General features: G+C 44.3%; 10 protein-coding genes. 2 read left to right on the top strand and 8 right to left on the bottom strand.

Annotated elements, in window-relative coordinates:
- Positions 1–135: 135 nt before the first annotated feature.
- From EX191_RS19885 to EX191_RS19860, 6 genes are all read right to left on the bottom strand, one after another.
- Positions 136–1,080, bottom strand: coding sequence for a hypothetical protein (locus EX191_RS19885; protein WP_193448336.1), 945 nt, complete (start codon positions 1,078–1,080; stop codon positions 136–138).
- Entirely contained in the window at positions 1,073–2,065 is a 993-nt protein-coding gene (locus EX191_RS19880) for a DUF2169 family type VI secretion system accessory protein (protein ID WP_193448335.1), read from the bottom strand. Before EX191_RS19880 ends, EX191_RS19885 begins: the two co-directional genes overlap by 8 nt.
- Complete coding sequence (locus EX191_RS19875; protein WP_193448334.1) at positions 2,046–3,365, bottom strand: hypothetical protein; 1,320 nt, start codon at positions 3,363–3,365, stop codon at positions 2,046–2,048. Before EX191_RS19875 ends, EX191_RS19880 begins: the two co-directional genes overlap by 20 nt.
- A 111-nt stretch (positions 3,366–3,476) precedes the next feature.
- Positions 3,477–3,959 carry a hypothetical protein gene (locus EX191_RS19870; protein ID WP_193448333.1) on the bottom strand — a complete coding sequence of 161 codons (483 nt, stop codon included), beginning with the start codon at positions 3,957–3,959 and terminating at the stop codon, positions 3,477–3,479.
- A gap of 2 nt (positions 3,960–3,961) precedes the next feature.
- Entirely contained in the window at positions 3,962–6,040 is a 2,079-nt protein-coding gene (locus EX191_RS19865; protein WP_109169809.1) for a type VI secretion system Vgr family protein, read from the bottom strand.
- A 72-nt stretch (positions 6,041–6,112) separates the two neighbouring features.
- A complete protein-coding gene (locus EX191_RS19860; protein ID WP_005373415.1) occupies positions 6,113–6,631 on the bottom strand; it encodes an Hcp family type VI secretion system effector in 519 nt (172 codons plus the stop codon).
- Positions 6,632–7,087: 456 nt separating this feature from the next.
- Here EX191_RS19860 and tssH point away from each other — a divergent pair, with 456 nt between their 5' ends.
- Both tssH and EX191_RS19850 read left to right on the top strand, forming a co-directional pair.
- On the top strand, positions 7,088–9,766 hold the full coding sequence (gene tssH, locus EX191_RS19855; RefSeq protein WP_193448332.1) for a type VI secretion system ATPase TssH: 2,679 nt from the start codon (positions 7,088–7,090) through the stop codon (positions 9,764–9,766).
- The gene (locus tag EX191_RS19850) at positions 9,753–11,384 is read left to right on the top strand and encodes a sigma-54-dependent Fis family transcriptional regulator (protein WP_193448331.1); all 1,632 of its coding nucleotides are present in this window, start codon (positions 9,753–9,755) and stop codon (positions 11,382–11,384) included. Before tssH ends, EX191_RS19850 begins: the two co-directional genes overlap by 14 nt.
- Positions 11,385–11,457: 73 nt before the next feature.
- Here the strand turns inward: EX191_RS19850 and EX191_RS19845 are convergent, their stop codons facing one another.
- Both EX191_RS19845 and EX191_RS19840 read right to left on the bottom strand, forming a co-directional pair.
- Positions 11,458–16,149, bottom strand: coding sequence for an OmpA family protein (locus EX191_RS19845; protein ID WP_193448330.1), 4,692 nt, complete (start codon positions 16,147–16,149; stop codon positions 11,458–11,460).
- A complete protein-coding gene (locus tag EX191_RS19840; RefSeq protein ID WP_102387268.1) occupies positions 16,142–17,377 on the bottom strand; it encodes a TolB family protein in 1,236 nt (411 codons plus the stop codon). The genes EX191_RS19845 and EX191_RS19840 overlap by 8 nt, the downstream gene beginning before the upstream one ends.
- Position 17,378: the final 1 nt, after the last annotated feature.

Genomic DNA, 17,378 nt, shown 5'->3' with positions numbered 1-17,378 from the left:
CAGATGTGTATAAGAGACAGTATTAGAGTTTTTTACTTACGCTTTCACTGCATCAGTTATACGCTTTTTCATGATACAAACGTAAACCTAATAATATGAGTGTATTTTCATTGCCATTTGATCGATGAGTGCCTACTAACATTGCAGCAACTGGAGAATCCCCTTGTCACCATGAAAGTCAAACATTAACAACGTGGTTGGTTGCCTAAAATGGTGATCTCTGACCGCAAAGGCGATTAAGGCTAGAGAAGAGCAACTGCCCATCGTGCCCCACAACTCATTGATAAGCTGCGGTTGTTCTGGGTTCGTGAATCGTTCTGCTTTAGCCCCCAGAGCAAAGCCGTAATCTTCCGAGTGCATGCGAAGGTTCGTCATATCGGAATACACTTCACCAAATAAATCGAGCTTTTTACTCGCACGTTGAACAAGTCGAAACATACCTCTTCGGTCTGAAGTATTTAATTCCGTATCAATATAGCCAAGTTGCGCTTGAGGCTTAAGTTTCAATGTCTCTATGGTATTTCTACGGCAAAGAATTAAACCTGCCCCACCCTCGCTCGGAATAACGCCCCATGGATTATTCGTACTCATTACCATCGCATCGTCGATGAGTGTTTGCATCGAATTCACCAAGGAATCGACACTGATACACATCATGGCATCGTATTTATCCAATGATTTCATAGCCTGGAGAACGAAACTAGGCCCACTGGCATGAACGGCATTCACCACAGAGACAAATTCAGCGTAGTGACTTTCACCAAGCCATTCTTGCACCTTTACTAGTGAAACAGACACAGGCACCGCTATAAGTAACGGAATCGGCTTTAAAGAACGCGGCAATTGTTCCAACAATGAATCAAGCAAGTGGGTTATTAACTCACACGTTTTCTCAAACTGCTCAATTTCTTTGGTGTATTCGATTTTTGCGTAAGTAAAACGCTCGATACCATCATCCCCTACACATTGGTCGAATCTTCCTAAATCAGCATACGAAACTGCACTGGCAATATCTAAATTCATACCGGTTGGCGTCATCACTTCCATACCTAGCACGTAACGGCCTGTTGAATTATGCATGCTCACTTACCTCTTCCAACTTAGTGATCGATGTCGACACCAACAAATGCTCTTTACCCTGACAAGGAAACGCAGCGGTGTAACTGATTGATATGGTTTTCTTTTCAGCATCAACGAATAAGGTGTACATCGCCATATCAACTTGATAGCTATCGTTATTAAAAACGGCAGTTGCTCGATATTTCTCTTTAGGAATACGGAATGAAAGCGTGTCATCATGACAAAAGCCACTCATCATCAAACGCTCCCCCCCACGAAGGAAGCCTTTGCACTGTTGATCAATAGGCGCGCTTTGGAAGAACCGCTTATCAAAATCGAGTGGCAACATTGGCTTGCGGTTCTCAATCCAGTCGTCATCGAACGTGCCAGCCAGCTTCTGGCGCGACTCAAAGAACGGAGGCACTGGCCCGAACCCCGCAACGCGTAGTTTTTTCACGTCGGAACTCCAATCCTCACGAGGATAAAAAACCGAAGGTGCTTTCTGTTCAAGCAATTCTTTGTTGGAATCGGCAACACCACCGCCTATTCGGTTACGTAAATCACCGCCTACCGCGCAAGTGTAATCAATGTCTTTTTCAATAAATGGGACTGGATTGCTCAGCGTGATACTGCCAGCATGCTCAACCCATACGCGTTCCCCGTGAATAGCGAGAGTCTTATCGATATGACCATCAATCAGCACACGACACTCTTGGTATGTCACTGGCTTTTTCGCGTAGCTGCGCGCTTTGCCGTAAACAAGTACATCTGTGTTGTCTTTGGTATACGCGAACTCGTGGTCAACTTTCATCGCAGAGAAGCCTTCTTCGCCCAAATATTGGGGATCATCGAAGATTTCACTTTCACCTAATTCGTGCCAAACCACACCATCGAATTGCCATGTGCGTTTGGCAACGACAACCCACACTTCATCGCCGTTTTCGTCACGTTGAAAACGACCTTTAAGTGATAGCTCAGGGTGCGTCTCAATATCCCATAACTGCATTGCTATTCCTTAAGTTGAATCGTTCGCTCGCAGAAGGTGCGGCCTTTAAATTGTTGAAGTTCCAGTCTTGCTGATGTATCGGCATCGCCATATCCCAAGGCACGTAGGCTCTGGATTGAATGCAGATTTGGCGCCATAGCCAGTCGCGGAACAGCACATCAACGTTAGAATCTTTCATCGCAGCTAACGTAGACTCGAAGCTCAATGCGTAACCCAAGCGGCTTGGTAGATTTTGGATGTGTTTTTCATCTTCCACCCACTCATTGAGAAGATCGACGATCTCTTCCCATTCATACTCGACACCAACATCTTGCGGAGTCAGAGGAAGAAGCTTTCCGTAGACGACATACAAGGCTTGAAGCCAAACTTCACCTTCAGCTTCCTCCAGACTTTCCAAGTGCTCGATGATTTGGGGCATCAACTTCCAATCACCACTCAGCGCAAAATCAACAGGTGCTAATGAAGAAGAGATATCAAACGCCTCAAACTCTTTTAACTCAAGCAACTTGGCATAAGTGAGCACTTGCGCTGATGGTAATCCATTTGGTTCGATGCCAAAGCTCTGACGGAACCAAGTGCCTCTGTCACGTTTGGTAATCAAACGTTCAAATAGATATTGTTCGCTGCCTGCATTGTCATTGAGCCAATCAATCCCCTCTTTCACGTCTTGTAAAGCGAGTAGTGGCAAAGCAACATGAGAGCTAATGATGCTGGCTTTGTTCCAGCGCTTGATGAGAGAGACGCTTAGTGTTTGACGTACACGTAAGCATTCAAAGTAAAACGCACTGGATGTCGCATTACCCTCAATAAGCTCCGAAAGCGTGCTATCCATAGATTCAACCGGAGATTGCACGGCAACGACCATTGCAGTTTTAGCGTCAATATCTTCGAGCAAACTCAGTCCACACAAAAGGTTATCAAGATCTGAACCTAGCTCTCCTTGTAACATGAGCCAGATATAGATTTCTGGCTCTTTGCTTCTTAATTGATGGAGTAAGCCCGGCGCTAATCGATAAAACGACAAGTACACCTGCTCCAGTTCTTCAATTTGGCGTTCGATCAGTTTGAGATACTCCAACTCACGACTTGGATAACCCCTTTTGTGAATTTGAACTCGCTGCCTGATTAAAAACCCGATACTTTCAGAAGCAATGGACAGCTTTTCATTACAGAAATCCAGCCATGTTACTGGCAACTGGGAAAGGTCATTCACAGCGCGCTCAGCTTTTGCTAACGCGCCTTCGACTTCTTGATTGGTTATGGGTGCCTTTAGGTGCTCGGCACCGATTCTTTGTCGCATCTAGTTGTCCGTTATTAGCGTGCCATAACGCGATTGCAATTAGTTAACTCGAAGTAATTAGCTCACTCGGCGTGACTTGTTAACACAAAACCATTAGCTAACGCGATGTAACTAGTTAATTGCGATCGTTCCGCCTTGAATTTTTTGTGCTTTTTCTGCTTGAGAAGTGACGTACTTCGCTTTAGTGGTAATTCGTCCATCGCGCCCGCTATAGCGAGTTTCTGTCTCACCACTTTTGACTACCAACTCTTGTTCTGTCTCGATAACCATCTTCTTCGCTCGCAATACAAACTCATCAGAGTCATCCAGAATGGAGAAAAAAATGTCCGTCACAAGAGGCAAGCTTAAGTCGTCGTTCAAAAACTCAATTCGACAACTTAATCGATTATCGATAGCCATTTGCAGTTCAGAACGACGAAAGCCACGTCCTAGTCTCGCAGTGAGTGGCTGCTTAAATGGGTTACCATCAAAATCAACTCGCACACTGCCCGTAGACTCATTGATAGCCACTATTATTCCAAAACGCGAAAAGCAAGCCGTTGATTCGGCTTGCTGCTCTGATATTACTTCTGTTGTAAGACGTTGTTTTTCCATTGTTAGTTAACCACTACGTTGCCACCTTTCACGACGACTTTGTCACTGCCTTCGATCGTAATAGCCGAGCCTGATAACTTTATTGAACCATCACTGTTCATCACTAAAGAGGAACCACCCGTTTTCAATACAATCTTGTCGCCACTGATAATTTGCGTCGCACCATCGGCTTTATAAGCGGTGTTACCTTTCACTGATACCGTTAAGTTGCCACCAACCGTCTGGTTATCATCCGCACCAATGTCTGAACTCTTAGATGCACCGATAGTAAGGTTACTGTTTTCACCAATATCTAAATCATCATTTTTACCGATCTTAGTCGTACGGTTATCACCAATTTCTAAGTCAGAATTGTTTTTCACATACTGAGCTTCATTCGCGTTGTATGTGACGGTAACGTCTTGCTCGACTGTCTCGGTAAACGTACTGTTTACTTGTGTCGTTTTATGCCCATGAATGGTTTCTTTATGGTCACCATGAACTTCATTCGTTTGGTGACGTGCAACCTTTAAGAATTCATCTTGACCGATATCACGGTAACGGTTGTTGAGCACCTTGGTAGACATGTCTTTTTGAGCGTGAATATAGACTTCTTCTTGGTTCGCTTCGTCTTCAAAACTCAACTCGTTGTAACCTGTTCCTTTGTGCGTTTGCGTGCGGAATGTGGTACGAGTTTTGTTTTCTGGCAAAGAGTACGGTGGGAAATGCAAACCGTTGTAAACTGCGCCCGTAACTAACGGACGATCTGGATCCCCCTCAAGGAAAGTTACTACGACTTCGTGGCCAATACGCGGCAAATAAACTGCGCCCCAAGTTGGCGCCGCCATGGATTGACTTACGCGGATCCAGCAACTTGAGTGTTCATCGTTATCGCCATAGCGATCCCAATGGAACTGTACTTTCACTCGACCAAGCTTGTCGGTGTAAATCTCTTCACCTTCTGGTCCTACAACAACCGCCGTTTGCGGGCCATCCACTACTGGTGCCGCTAGTTTAGGCGCTTTAAATACCACATCACGTGGAATACATGAGAACTGGTTGTAGTAAGTGGTTGGCATACCACTCGCTTCATCTTCATGCACTTGCGGATCTTGCCCTGTGTGCATTACAGACAACATAAGGTAATCGCGGTTGATCTCAGAGCGCGGATGGTCACTGACGTTAAAGCTGTAACCAGATGCTAAGCGCATTACGTCACTGGTTGCTTCCACTTGTTGATTATCGACAATGTGCTCAGACATCCATTCCGTGGTTCTCACCTGACCCATCAGTGGGTCAACGTATCGTCCAGGATAATCAAACTGCTTGAGATCTTGGTCTAGCTCACCAGCCTGTGTCATCTCTTGTGGAATTTTAGGGTGTTCGTAGTTGTAATCTGTGTACGTAACCTGTCCCGTTCTAACGCGGTTAACTAACTCGAGATCAGAGATATGTTCGCGATCGGCAACACCGCCACCATCGGCATGATAAACAATCGGCCCAATGTATGAAGCATTTAGTGGTGAGCTTATCAAAGGTGCAATCGCGTCATTACTGTCGACAATGACCATCGTATGATTTGAATCGCTATGGTCAAAGTAATACCACATACCGTGTTCAGCCATCATGCGCTGCACGAAGTGCAAGTCAGACTCACGATATTGCAGAACGTATTCTTTTGGAGGATAAGTACCCGACACTTCAAATCGGTAATCGGTGACTGCTCCATCATCGAGTACTTCTGTGATGATGTCTTGCGCTGACTTTTGCTGGAAAATACGACAATCTTGGCGCTGAGATAAGAACCAAGCTTGAGGAACCAAGACTAATTGATAACGAGAAAAACGACGTCCAGTCCCTAAGTAACGAACTTCATTCACCACGCCGTTGAACACACGCGCAGCCCCAACACCTTGTCCGTAAAGTGTCAATGTTCCAGCTTTACGTATTAACTCATCGAACGAGATATCTGGATCAAGTGAAAGTAATGAGAGATTGATGTGGAAAGGCTTAGATAACTCTTCATGAACATGAAAGCTCTCAACCCGAAATTCATGCCCACATCCAGGCACTTCAAATTTAAATTCTACGTCATTCACCATATCTTTTACCTGATACAAATAATCGAATTAGGGCCAACAATCGTTGGCCCTGAATCTTTACGCGACGAGCAATTAAGCTTCGCGTGGAGCACGCCAGTCGTCGTTACCCGCAGTACCACAGTTTTCGTGAGTTACTTCGATCGCACGGTAAGTGAACTTAAGCACTTCTTCTGTCACACGGTCAGCTGTTGCTGCGTCTTGACAGTGGTTCATACGAGTTTGGATATCGACAAGTAGCGCATCAATCAATTTGATTGAGTAGTAGTGCTCTTGTTTACCTTGAACTGAAGTACGGTAGAAGCGGATCACACACTCAGGAAGTTTTTCGCCAGATACTAATGCGTTGAATAGTAGTGGAGATGAGCGATCTTGAACTTTAGTTACAACAAGTGGACGGTGTACACGTTGACCAGTTGGCTGACCACTTTGTGGATCACGTGGAACAGTTAGCACGTGATCAAGTTCTTGTACTAGGAACTCATCAACGTGAGCTTCTTGCCATGTGTTACCTACTGAATCTGCAGAGTAAGTATCTTTAGTAATATGGCCTTGAGTCTCACCTTGGATAGACATATATGCTGGAGTTGGCATCGCTATTTCCTTTTCTAAAATCTGTTTTGTTTAAATCACCAAATCGCTTATCACCGCGACTACTTGGTATAATCAAAGTCCGTGCCAACTTTAAAAACACAACAAAAACAACGACTTAAACAAATCGAGACATTATTCACTAATATCTTGAGTACAATTTATTGGATAAAAAACCAAAAAGTTGGATTAAGATAATAATAAATTGTTCTAATTTTAAAAAGTGAAAATAACCATATAAAACTGTGTAAATAAAGTCATTAAAACTAATAAATCCGACACTTTTACTATCAATTAATTTAGAATAACAACGTCATGAAAATAACCACAAACATTAATGTCACAATAATCATTAAAAATAACCAACAAACGATAGTCAAAATATCTTGATAAAAAAAGAACGCAATCACTTTTAGTATAATAGCCGCTACCTCTTTTCCTCTAAAGAATAAAATGGCTATGATAAATATAAACCTTTCTTCATTAATTCAGCGTCTACACCCGATTGCAAAAGTAGCATTAGAAGACGCCGCTGCACTTGCAGTCTCTGAAAAAGCAAACGAAGTTCAAATTGAGCATTATTTACTGAGTCTATTAGAAAGGCCAAATAGTGATTTTGACGTCTTATTAAGTCATTTTGATTGTTCTGAGAACTTATTAAGACAATCGGTTCGATCCACACTCGACACCAACGCCAAAGGAAATGGCAGCAAACCTGTTTTTTCTGCTTTATTAATCGAATGGTTGCAAGAAAGCTGGCTGGTTTCTTCTTTAGATCTATCCGAAACACAAATCCGCTCTGGCGCCCTACTCCTTACTCTTGTTAGCAACCCTCTCCGTTACGGCCAACATGGTTACGCCTCTATCCTTGAAGCGGTAAACCCTGACAGCCTTAAGCGTAACTTTGCAGAGCTAACAAGCCACTCTATTGAGGCGCAAGTTGCTACTTCAGAGAAAACACAAGCTCGTGAAGATGGTTCAGCACTGAGCAAGTTCACAACCGACTTCACTGGTAAAGCACGCAAAGGCGAAATCGACCCTGTTTTCTGCCGCGACCAAGAAATCCGCCAAATCGTGGACATTCTTGCTCGTCGCCGTAAAAACAACCCTATTGCTGTTGGTGAACCGGGCGTTGGTAAAACCGCAGTAGTAGAAGGCTTGGCACTTAAGATTGTACAAGGTGACGTACCAGACAACCTTAAAGGTGTTGAGCTTTACGGCCTGGACATGGGGCTTCTGCAAGCTGGTGCAAGCGTAAAAGGTGAATTCGAAAAACGCCTAAACGCGGTATTGGATGAAGTGAAAAACTCGCCAACCCCTATCATTCTTTTCATCGATGAAGCACACACCCTTGTTGGTGGTGGTAACCAAGCGGGCGGCAGCGACGCGGCAAACTTGCTAAAACCAGCCCTAGCGCGTGGTGAAGTGAAAACCATCGCTGCGACAACATGGTCGGAATACAAGAAGTACTTCGAGAAAGATCCTGCCCTTGCACGTCGTTTCCAATTGGTGAAACTCGACGAACCATCTCCTGAACAAGCAGCATTGATCATTCGTGGTCTGCGCCCTGCTTATGAAAAATCACATAACGTTTACGTGCGTGACGATGCTATCACCGCTGCGGCAGCACTTTCTGCGCGTTACATCTCTGGCCGTCAACTGCCAGACAAAGCGATCGATGTACTAGATACGGCGTGTGCACGAGTGAACATCAGCCTTAATGCCATTCCTGCTTCTGTTGAGACACTGCAGCAAGAACTTGCAGCTCAACAGCGCGAGCTTGAAGCACTTGAGCGTGATGCTCTGCAGCAAACTGGCGACAAGCACAACCTTGCTAATATTCCAGACCTAAAACTGGCAATGGAAACAACAAAAGAAGAGCTAGCTGAACAAGAAGCCCAATGGCACAAAGAAAAAGAGCAGATCCAAGAGATGATTGCTCTGCGCTCTCGCTTGCATGAACTGGTCTTTGGCGAAGCAAATGAAGAAGAACTTGCTGCAGACGAGGATTCAGAACAAGAGCAAGACGTTTCTCCATATGCAGAAATGGATGAAGAAGCCGTTCGCATTGCAATTTCAGCCTGCCAAGAACAGCTAGACGCAATCCGCAATGGCAACCCACTGGTTCACTTTGAAGTGGGTCCAGATGAAGTCAGCCACGTCATCTCGGACTGGACGGGTATTCCAATGGGTAAGATGCTTCAAGACGAAGCAGAAACCACGCTAAAACTGAAAGAAAGCCTAACACAAAGCATCAAAGGCCAAGAATACGCGATCGATGCACTGTCTGAAGGCATTCAAACCGCGAAAGCTGGCTTAGGTAATCCAGACGCACCGACAGGCGTATTCCTTCTGGTTGGCCCAAGTGGTGTGGGTAAAACCGAGACAGCTCGTGCGATTGCTGATCAAATGTTTGGCGGTGAGCGCTTTATGACGACCATTAACATGTCTGAGTTCCAAGAGAAGCACACGGTATCTCGCCTAATCGGTTCACCTCCGGGTTACGTAGGTTACGGTGAAGGCGGCATGCTGACAGAAGCGGTACGTCAGCGTCCATATTCTGTTGTACTTCTTGATGAAGTGGAAAAAGCCGACCCTGAAGTGTTGAACCTGTTCTACCAAGTGTTCGACAAAGGTACGCTGAACGACGGCGAAGGTCGCACCATCGACTTCAAGAACACGCTGATCATCATGACCAGTAATCTTGCGACGCACGAGATTGAATCTTTGGTTCATCAATCAAAAGACATCGATGCGAACATTATCGCAGAAGCTATTCGCCCTACTTTGAACCAACACTTCAAGCCGGCGCTGTTGGCACGTATGTCAGTACTACCATTTGTTCCGCTGTCTGATGAAGCAATGACAGAAATTATTCACCACAAGCTGAACAAAGTTTCTCAGCGTCTACAGAGCCATCACAAGTTGTCGCTAAGCTACGAAGAAAGCTTGGTTGAGTTCGTATTAGGTAACTGTCGCCTTGCTGAAACAGGCGCGCGTAATATCGACGCGGTCATCAACCGTCAGTTGCTGCCGCAACTATCGACTCAGCTATTGGTGCATGACAAGGATGATTCACATACGCAAATCGAAGTGTCTGTCGATGAGCAAGGAACACTAACCTATGCGTTCAGCTAACCATAGCGAACTTAGTAACGCCCTACTTGCGATCAGTCAGTCTTTGGCTGATCGCAGCCAGCTTACCCAAACGTTGGATGCTGTGTTGACCGCTGCGAGACAAATGACTCTCGCAAAACATGGCATCATTTATGTTTTGGACCAGACTGGCCAGGCGTTGATTCCAAGTACCGCTCACCATAACGATAAAACGATTGTTTCCCACCCTTGGGAAGCATTACAGTTAGACTCAGCCAGTGAGAACGACCCATTTAACTTTGCTATTCGTAATGGTGAAGTGGTGTTGATTAACGAGTTGTATAAGTACAACGGTTATGACTGCGAAAGCATCTATCAAACTGAGCAGACACTGGGATTAAAAAGCGAGAACTTACTGGCTTGGCCTTTGATTGATAGCGAAAGCAAAACCATTGGGCTGTTAGTCTTACTCGATTTGAACGTCATCGACAACGAGGCAGCCTTGACTGAGTTTTGTCATATGGCCGCGAGTAATATTCGCCAAGCCGTTTGGTTAGAGCAATACGGGCAAGTAATAAAAAATCTCAATGCCGACAATCAAGCCCTAGTACGCGAGAACACTCAGCTCAAAAAGCGTACCCAGAAAGCCTATCAAGGTCCTATTGCAGAGAGCGAAGAAATGCTCAATGTCTTGAATCGTCTTGATAAGGTGCTATCTCTTCCTGTCGATGTGCTGTTGCGTGGTGAAACGGGCGCTGGTAAAGAGGTGATCGCGAAATACATTCACGAAAACTCTAATCGTTCAGAACAACCTTTGATCGTACAGAACTGTGCCGCAATCCCAGAGCAGTTATTAGAGTCAGAACTCTTTGGCCATAAGAAAGGCTCATTTACGGGCGCAGACAAAGACAAAGTCGGTTTGTTTGAAGCAGCCAACGGCGGCACGCTTTTCCTAGATGAAATTGGCGATATGCCAATGCTACTACAAGCGAAGTTACTGCGTGTACTGCAAGAGCGTAAAGTTCGCCCAATCGGCACTAGCAAAGAGATTGAAGTGGACGTTCGCGTTATCGCCGCAACCCACTGTAATCTTATGCAGCAAATCAAAGATGGCGGATTCCGTGCCGATTTGTTCTATCGTTTGAATGTGTTCCCTATTACATTACCACCACTGAGAGCACGCAAGTCGGACATTATTCCCCTTGCTGAGCATTTCGTGCAACACACGACTAACACGCTAGGTTTGCCGCAAGCGCCAGGGTTAAGTGCCAATGTACGTAAACAGCTCCTTGCCTATCAATACCCAGGTAACGTGCGTGAGCTTAAGAACATCATCGAGCGCTCGGTGCTACTGTCCGATTTTGAAACCATTACTCACATTGAGTTTGGCGAACAAATCCCAGAAGATGTACCAAGTATCGACATGAAAGCAGCTTCACCTACCCCAGAGCAACCTGCTTACGAGCAGCAAGCACAAGCGGATTTAGAAGACGTTTCAAAGAGCCTTAAGGACGTCGTTAGCCAATACGAGCGTACAGTAATCATCGATTGCTTAAATGCCTGCAATTGGCACACCAAGAAGGCCGCTGAGCAATTGGCGCTGCCAATGAGCACTCTCAACCATAAGATGAAGAAATACGACATTTCTGCAGCGGGTTGATGGGGCTTAAAAAGAAAATTCTAAATTCAGTATGAAGTCATAAGAAAAGAAAAACCGCCCGAAGGCGGTTTTTTTATTTATTAAGAATCGACGCTTCAATGATGGTTGCCAAGTATGGGTCTCTAATCCAAGTTACTAAACGTTCTTTACGCTCTTCTGGTTTCAGTTTTGCCCAGTTGATGTACATATCTTTATCAACTTTATAGCTTGGGTCCTCACAATCAGAAAAATAAGATAACTCATCTACATTTTTGTACTGCCTGCCCAACGACATCTCAAAGCTTCCAAGTTTAAACGGCGTTTTTTCCGCTGTATTACGTTGTACTAGAGAGGACACCTTTAGAACTGCTTCTTGGAATCGACCAGATGTCGAAATAACGGGTCCAAATGGTCGAAGCCCCTTGATTTCTTGCCCGTTCAGCGCTTTAAATGCGAACTCGAAACGAGACGCATAGACCACCTTACCATCGAAATCTTCGTCCATGTCTATGCTGGATAGAGCCTGAGAGACAAAATCTGCGTCTATATTTTTGTTAATCACATCGCTGTCATCTAGCGTCCATTTAGAACCGTCTTTCTTTAGTATCCCAATATAAGTAAGGTTACTTAGATACTCAGGACCAGCGGTAGTTTCAGATCCGAATACGGCTTCATTATCAAAAGTGGTCGATAGCTTTAGTGAAACTGGAACACTCTGCCATTCGAGGTTTTGTCCCTCATACGACTCTTTTCTGTGCTTGCCACCAATAAGCATAACTTCCACATCGAATGACTTATTCGAAGTCCAATCAAAGCCTTTGAGCTCATCTGCAGTAGTGAACATACTGTCTTCGTTCATAAACTGTCGTTTATTTCCGTAGTTGACCGCAATCGCACTGTGCTTAATGTCATCGATAACAGGCTTAGTCGGGCCTTTATGAACTTTACTATGTAAGACAAAATCTAGCGTTAACAAATCTTTCTCTGACACACTATTTCCGTTCGCTATAAAACCCGATTTAGCAGAGAGTGTATAGTTATGGTTTGTATCGACCCCTACAGGAATCTGTCTAGGTGACGTAATAAATCGTCCAACTGTCTTGTCCACTCGTACTGGTAGCTTATAGTTACTTCCAGATAGAGTAAACTCATACGTCATATTTTTGAAGCCACCGCTGTTTACATATGCTTTGAGTACATCTTGTTGGGAGTCAATTTTTATCACCTGCCCAAAAATCGGACCGAGAGCAACTTTAGATAAATAGCCACTATAATCAACTAAATCATGCTTGGCGAGCAAAGGCTTCACACCAGAGAAGACATCATCACCAAAGTAAAAATACGGCTCAAACTCACAACCAATCAGGACTTTGTCGTCTGCTTTTTCCGCCTCAAAAAATTCGGCCAACTCACCTTTGGGGTCTACACTAAACTCCTCATGTTTCATCGGTTTGAACATCAAATTAAACTTAGGCCCACTGGTATTAAGTAAACCATCAGTACGCTGATAAGACATTTCGCACTGAAACACATTTGACGTCATCTGTTTCAGACTTTGTTTGCCTAACAACATTTGCCACTTCAAACGGTGGAAAGGCGATAGTCGCACCTTTTTATTTGCTTTTAATCGCGCCTTCTCCCACTCATCAAACGTGACCCATTTAGAGTTTCCATGAGGCTCAGAGACTAATAACCTAACGAACCCTAGGTCCTCTTCTGATAATTTTTTAGACTCAACATTAAACTGTGTCGCAAACTCCACTAAGCCTCGTTGTTGATCGCGATTATAGAGCTTGTCTTGCACTGGAAACGCGACATTAAACGCCCCAGAAACGTCTTTCCTTTTTGGAGCAATATAGTTGGCTTTGTTACGAGTGATGATTTGTTCAGCGATTTCTTCACCGTAACTTTCAACTAATTGCTTGTGTCCCTCACGACGCATGAGTTCTTGGAGCCACAAGTTACACAAGTTTTCTTTTAACTCTGTGTTTAATATCCAGCTGTCGGTTTCAATATATCGCTGAATGTATTCATCGATAGCTAATATTCGCCACTGTTCTGTGAACTCTTGTTCGCCCTCAGCACAAGCTCTTTGAATCAAAAGCACCAAACCATTAATAGCAAGTGCACGGCGTTGATAGCGCTTAATCAGCTCCTTTGCACCCGTAGCTTTTCCTAAGTGCTCAACTAACGCATCTGATGACGTAAAATACACCTCAGTCAATTGCGTATTAATCTCAGCCAATGAATCAATAATCTCTGTGGTTTCATGGCTAAGTTGTTCAATTGCAGATACGCTTTTTCTAACCTCGTTGTAAGAAGACAAGTAATAATCAAAGAGTGCAGAGTCAAGCAACTGGGCACCACTCATCAGCATTTTTCCGCCTTCTTTGACAACGAAAAAGCCTCTTGCTGCCTGCCCTATTATCGGAACATAGCAAGCCATACCAACGATCATCTCGAAGATAGCTAGCTTGAGCTCTTTTGCAATTGCTTCTTCTCCCAAGTTCGCATTTAACTGAGCTAAACGCGCTTGCTCCATAGCCTTAAAGCCAAGTCGACTCGGTGGAATTCTCGCCGCAAACTCTTGGAGGTAGATTCGAACTTCAACACGTCGGTTAATATTAAGTTGCGCGTTTTCGCGTTTGATTTCGTTGTTTGGTACCTCGACTATTGGTCGACGTTCGCCAAAGAATCGAATATCACTGACTGAAGAAAAGAACTCAGCAACATGCTGCGCTCGCTGTTGCGAAAGGTTTTGGTTATATTCTGAATCACCGTTTTGACAGGCATGCCCTTCGATTTCAACAACGGCATTTGGAATCTTGGATAACTCTTTATCGACAGCAGCTAAATATGACAAGTGCGGGGCTTGAACCTGGTTGTTATCAAAAGGAAAAACCAAGCGTAAACCAGCACCTTTATGGTCTTTAACAAACATTGCACTGTCTTCAGCAACGTCATTCGGAATGCTGTCAGTAAACGTTACATTGTCGCCTAACTTATCTATGATTTGCTTAAGTAGTAATTCCCCGCTCTTCAGACTTTCTTTCCAGACTGGTACCCAGTTCAGATAATCGCGTGATACCTGCTCAAAATAACTTTTCCTGAGTTTAGCTTTCTCTTCTGCTAAGCGTAATTGCTCGCTTTTGTCAGTGATCTCTTTTATCTCATAGAAGGTGTTAATTGCATTGAGCCCGGCACCAGTAAAGGGCGACAAAAAGCTTTTGACACTGCCGTTACCTGTCAACCACGTTCTAGCAGCACTCCCCGCCACAACGTGGGCATTACCATTTCTCGCAGGTTCAATAACCTTGGTAAAGAACTTACTTTTATCAAACCCTTTCTCTTTGAGAAGCGTTTTTAAGCCCACTTGAGCTGCACGCTCAGATTCCGATGCTGCTTGGCGTAAATCTTGAAGAGTTTGGTAAGCGGCTGCAGTCGCCGATACCCCAAATGAAAACTCCAATGCCGAAATCATGGCTGGAGGTAATGCGCCCTTGTCTACTTGCCCCCAAAACGTGTTTGCTAAACTCCCAATCACATCATGTTTACTTGATGGGTTTTGATGAATATTAATGCCAGCATTAACCAAACTTGGTGTAACTTTTGTGCCAATCTCCCACAGTGCAGCACTCATACTGGCAGTCGTTCCGCTATTCTCTAGGTTTTCAAGCTCCCCCATTCGGAAGGCTTGTAGAGCTTTAAACTGCGTAGGAAATTGGTATATCAAAGACTCTTCAAGTGAGATCATGTCGCCCGCAACAACCGCGATCTTACCAAACGGTGTCGTTTGGCTAAGCGTGATGTATTCTCGTAGCTCGTAGCTGACTCTAGTAGCATCACCAAATTCATCATACTCTTTGGTTACATTAGTGGCATTCTGTGCAAACTCAGGTATCTCATCGATGAGGTCAACATCAAAAACCACTTCAATGGTGTACATGCCATCAGTAAAAACCTCCGACGCCAACGGAAACAAAGCTATTGGACGATGCGAATCACTGTTTCGGTCAAGTTGTGCTTGCGTTATGATTTCTTCGTCTTGCAGGTTGAGGTGCTGTCCGCTCTCCTCATCAAAACGAGTAACTTTAACAATTGCATCAGCATACTCTTGTGTTGAAAATACTACTGCGAGAAATGAGAACGTGGGTACAATAAAGCCACGAATGGACTCATCCTCGGGAACAGAGTCATACCATTTGTTATATGTAACTTGCTCATCCGTTAGTGCTTGAGTGCCCGCTTCATATTTAGGCGCGAGTTGTGAGCGTTTTACTTCTGCGACAGCGTATTCCACTTTTTTTTCTAGCGAGTTCAGCGTTTGCTCACCGTCATACCCCTTTAGCTTTTCTAAGATAGAGACAAGGTCTGCACACGCCTTTTTGATTGGCCGAGCCTTACTCTGTGCACCAATCGCTAACTCTGTAAGCATTGACCACTCAGGAAAGGACAGCTTGTACGTCTTCTGTGCTAACTCATGTACTGGCGAGCGTAGTACCAAAACCTGATTGATATTGGTTTTTTGATTTTTCTGAGTAGAATCACCCAGTACATGTAAACGGCCTAAATCGTCTGTCGCCCAAAGGGCTGCGCTTTCCTCTCCTAAATTTATGGCAATAGGAAGCCGTGACATAGGGCGGATATTTTTCAACTCTTCCAATGAAGTCAGGTCTTTTTCGATGTTGAGTGCTTTATATCGAGGGTTCTGTGCATCCCCAACATTAGGAAAATCGACACCAAACAAATAGACATCTGTTGGTAAATACTTAAGGTCATTACTCATCGTTTTCTACCTCCAGAAAACGCCCGCCGTCAGCATCGGCATTATAAAGCACTGGGGTTTTAGCAACTCTGCCAGAATGAATCACCTTCCATGACTGAGCGCCATTTCCATTCATTTCATAACGGTAATCTGCCCCATAACGTCTTATGGTTATTTTTGCTGCTCCTCTCTGTGTTTCATTACCGTTGTTACTGATATTTACAACTTTCGCATAAACGTTCTTTTCATCGCCTTCCTTAGAAAACGCAAGCCAAGTTTGATCCTCAACATTGATCAGCACCTTACGATACGAGTTTATGCCCCATACATATTTACCATTGGGGCTGATAGCAATTTGGCGGTAGATGCGCTTCTCAATATCGATGGAGTCTTCAAACTCTTTTTCAGGTAAAATCGTGTATAAGCGTTTGAGTGTCTTGGCGTCATAAACCCCAACCCCCAAGCCCGCAGCATTGATTAACTTGCCATCTACAATGACCGTATCTTCAGACAACGGTACATCTACCTCTTCTTTGGTTCCCGTCGCGAGTGTGTATTTAAAGCGCTTAAAACCGTCTGAGAAATAGATGTAGCTAGAATCGTCCGCCCAGACCAAATATGGCTTAGTACTCGCGCTACCCAGCTGAATGGTCTGTTGCGTTTCTAAGTCAAAGATTGCCTTTATCAAAGGCCCACCAAAGCTATAGGCATAAGCCACATAACGATTATTGGGTGAACGACTCGTCACATAGTTCTGTGGTGAAGCTGTACTTGGTATATCATCTGTGACTAAGCGTAAATCTGTCCCATCAATTTTCACGCTCCAAATTTTGTAGCCGTTTTCGTAATCATTTACGAGTGGGTCGTTAAACTTAACATTATTCCACCAAAACTGAATTCGAGGTTTGTCATAGGAGCTTGCATCAGATAAGTCTTCACGAGGCCACTCTTTTGCTCGGCGTACGGCATAACCTGGTTTGACAGGAAGCGTACCTGGGTATTCAGGCTTAGACAGATCTTCAGAGTAAACAATAAAGTTATGCTCACTTTGCCATTGGCAGCGTGGTCCTGTCACATCTTTGCGTTCGAATGACGTTGTTTCACCAACGTTGTAACAAGCCTTTTGAGCGGGTTCTTTTTCTACGGATTGTGTTGTTGCAGTATTCGAAGTTTGATTACTTTCTTCACCACAGCCTGTTAATAACATAACTGTCGAAAGAAGCGTGATACTTAACGTTGTTCGTTTCATT

The sequence above is a fragment of the Vibrio chemaguriensis genome (genome assembly GCF_012275705.1).
Taxonomy (GTDB): Bacteria; Pseudomonadota; Gammaproteobacteria; order Enterobacterales; family Vibrionaceae; genus Vibrio; species Vibrio diabolicus.
This window is presented reverse-complemented; position numbering and strand designations above follow the sequence as displayed.

Bases quoted from the DNA above. Each gene is read 5' to 3' on its own strand.
- EX191_RS19885 (WP_193448336.1), bottom strand. From the start codon at position 1,080: ATGCATAATTCAACAGGCCGTTACGTGCTAGGTATGGAAGTGATGACG.
- EX191_RS19880 (WP_193448335.1), bottom strand. From the start codon at position 2,065: ATGCAGTTATGGGATATTGAGACGCACCCTGAGCTATCACTTAAAGGT.
- EX191_RS19875 (WP_193448334.1), bottom strand. From the start codon at position 3,365: ATGCGACAAAGAATCGGTGCCGAGCACCTAAAGGCACCCATAACCAAT.
- EX191_RS19870 (WP_193448333.1), bottom strand. From the start codon at position 3,959: ATGGAAAAACAACGTCTTACAACAGAAGTAATATCAGAGCAGCAAGCC.
- EX191_RS19865 (WP_109169809.1), bottom strand. From the start codon at position 6,040: ATGGTGAATGACGTAGAATTTAAATTTGAAGTGCCTGGATGTGGGCAT.
- EX191_RS19860 (WP_005373415.1), bottom strand. From the start codon at position 6,631: ATGCCAACTCCAGCATATATGTCTATCCAAGGTGAGACTCAAGGCCAT.
- tssH (WP_193448332.1), top strand. From the start codon at position 7,088: ATGATAAATATAAACCTTTCTTCATTAATTCAGCGTCTACACCCGATT.
- EX191_RS19850 (WP_193448331.1), top strand. From the start codon at position 9,753: ATGCGTTCAGCTAACCATAGCGAACTTAGTAACGCCCTACTTGCGATC.
- EX191_RS19845 (WP_193448330.1), bottom strand. From the start codon at position 16,149: ATGAGTAATGACCTTAAGTATTTACCAACAGATGTCTATTTGTTTGGT.
- EX191_RS19840 (WP_102387268.1), bottom strand. From the start codon at position 17,377: ATGAAACGAACAACGTTAAGTATCACGCTTCTTTCGACAGTTATGTTA.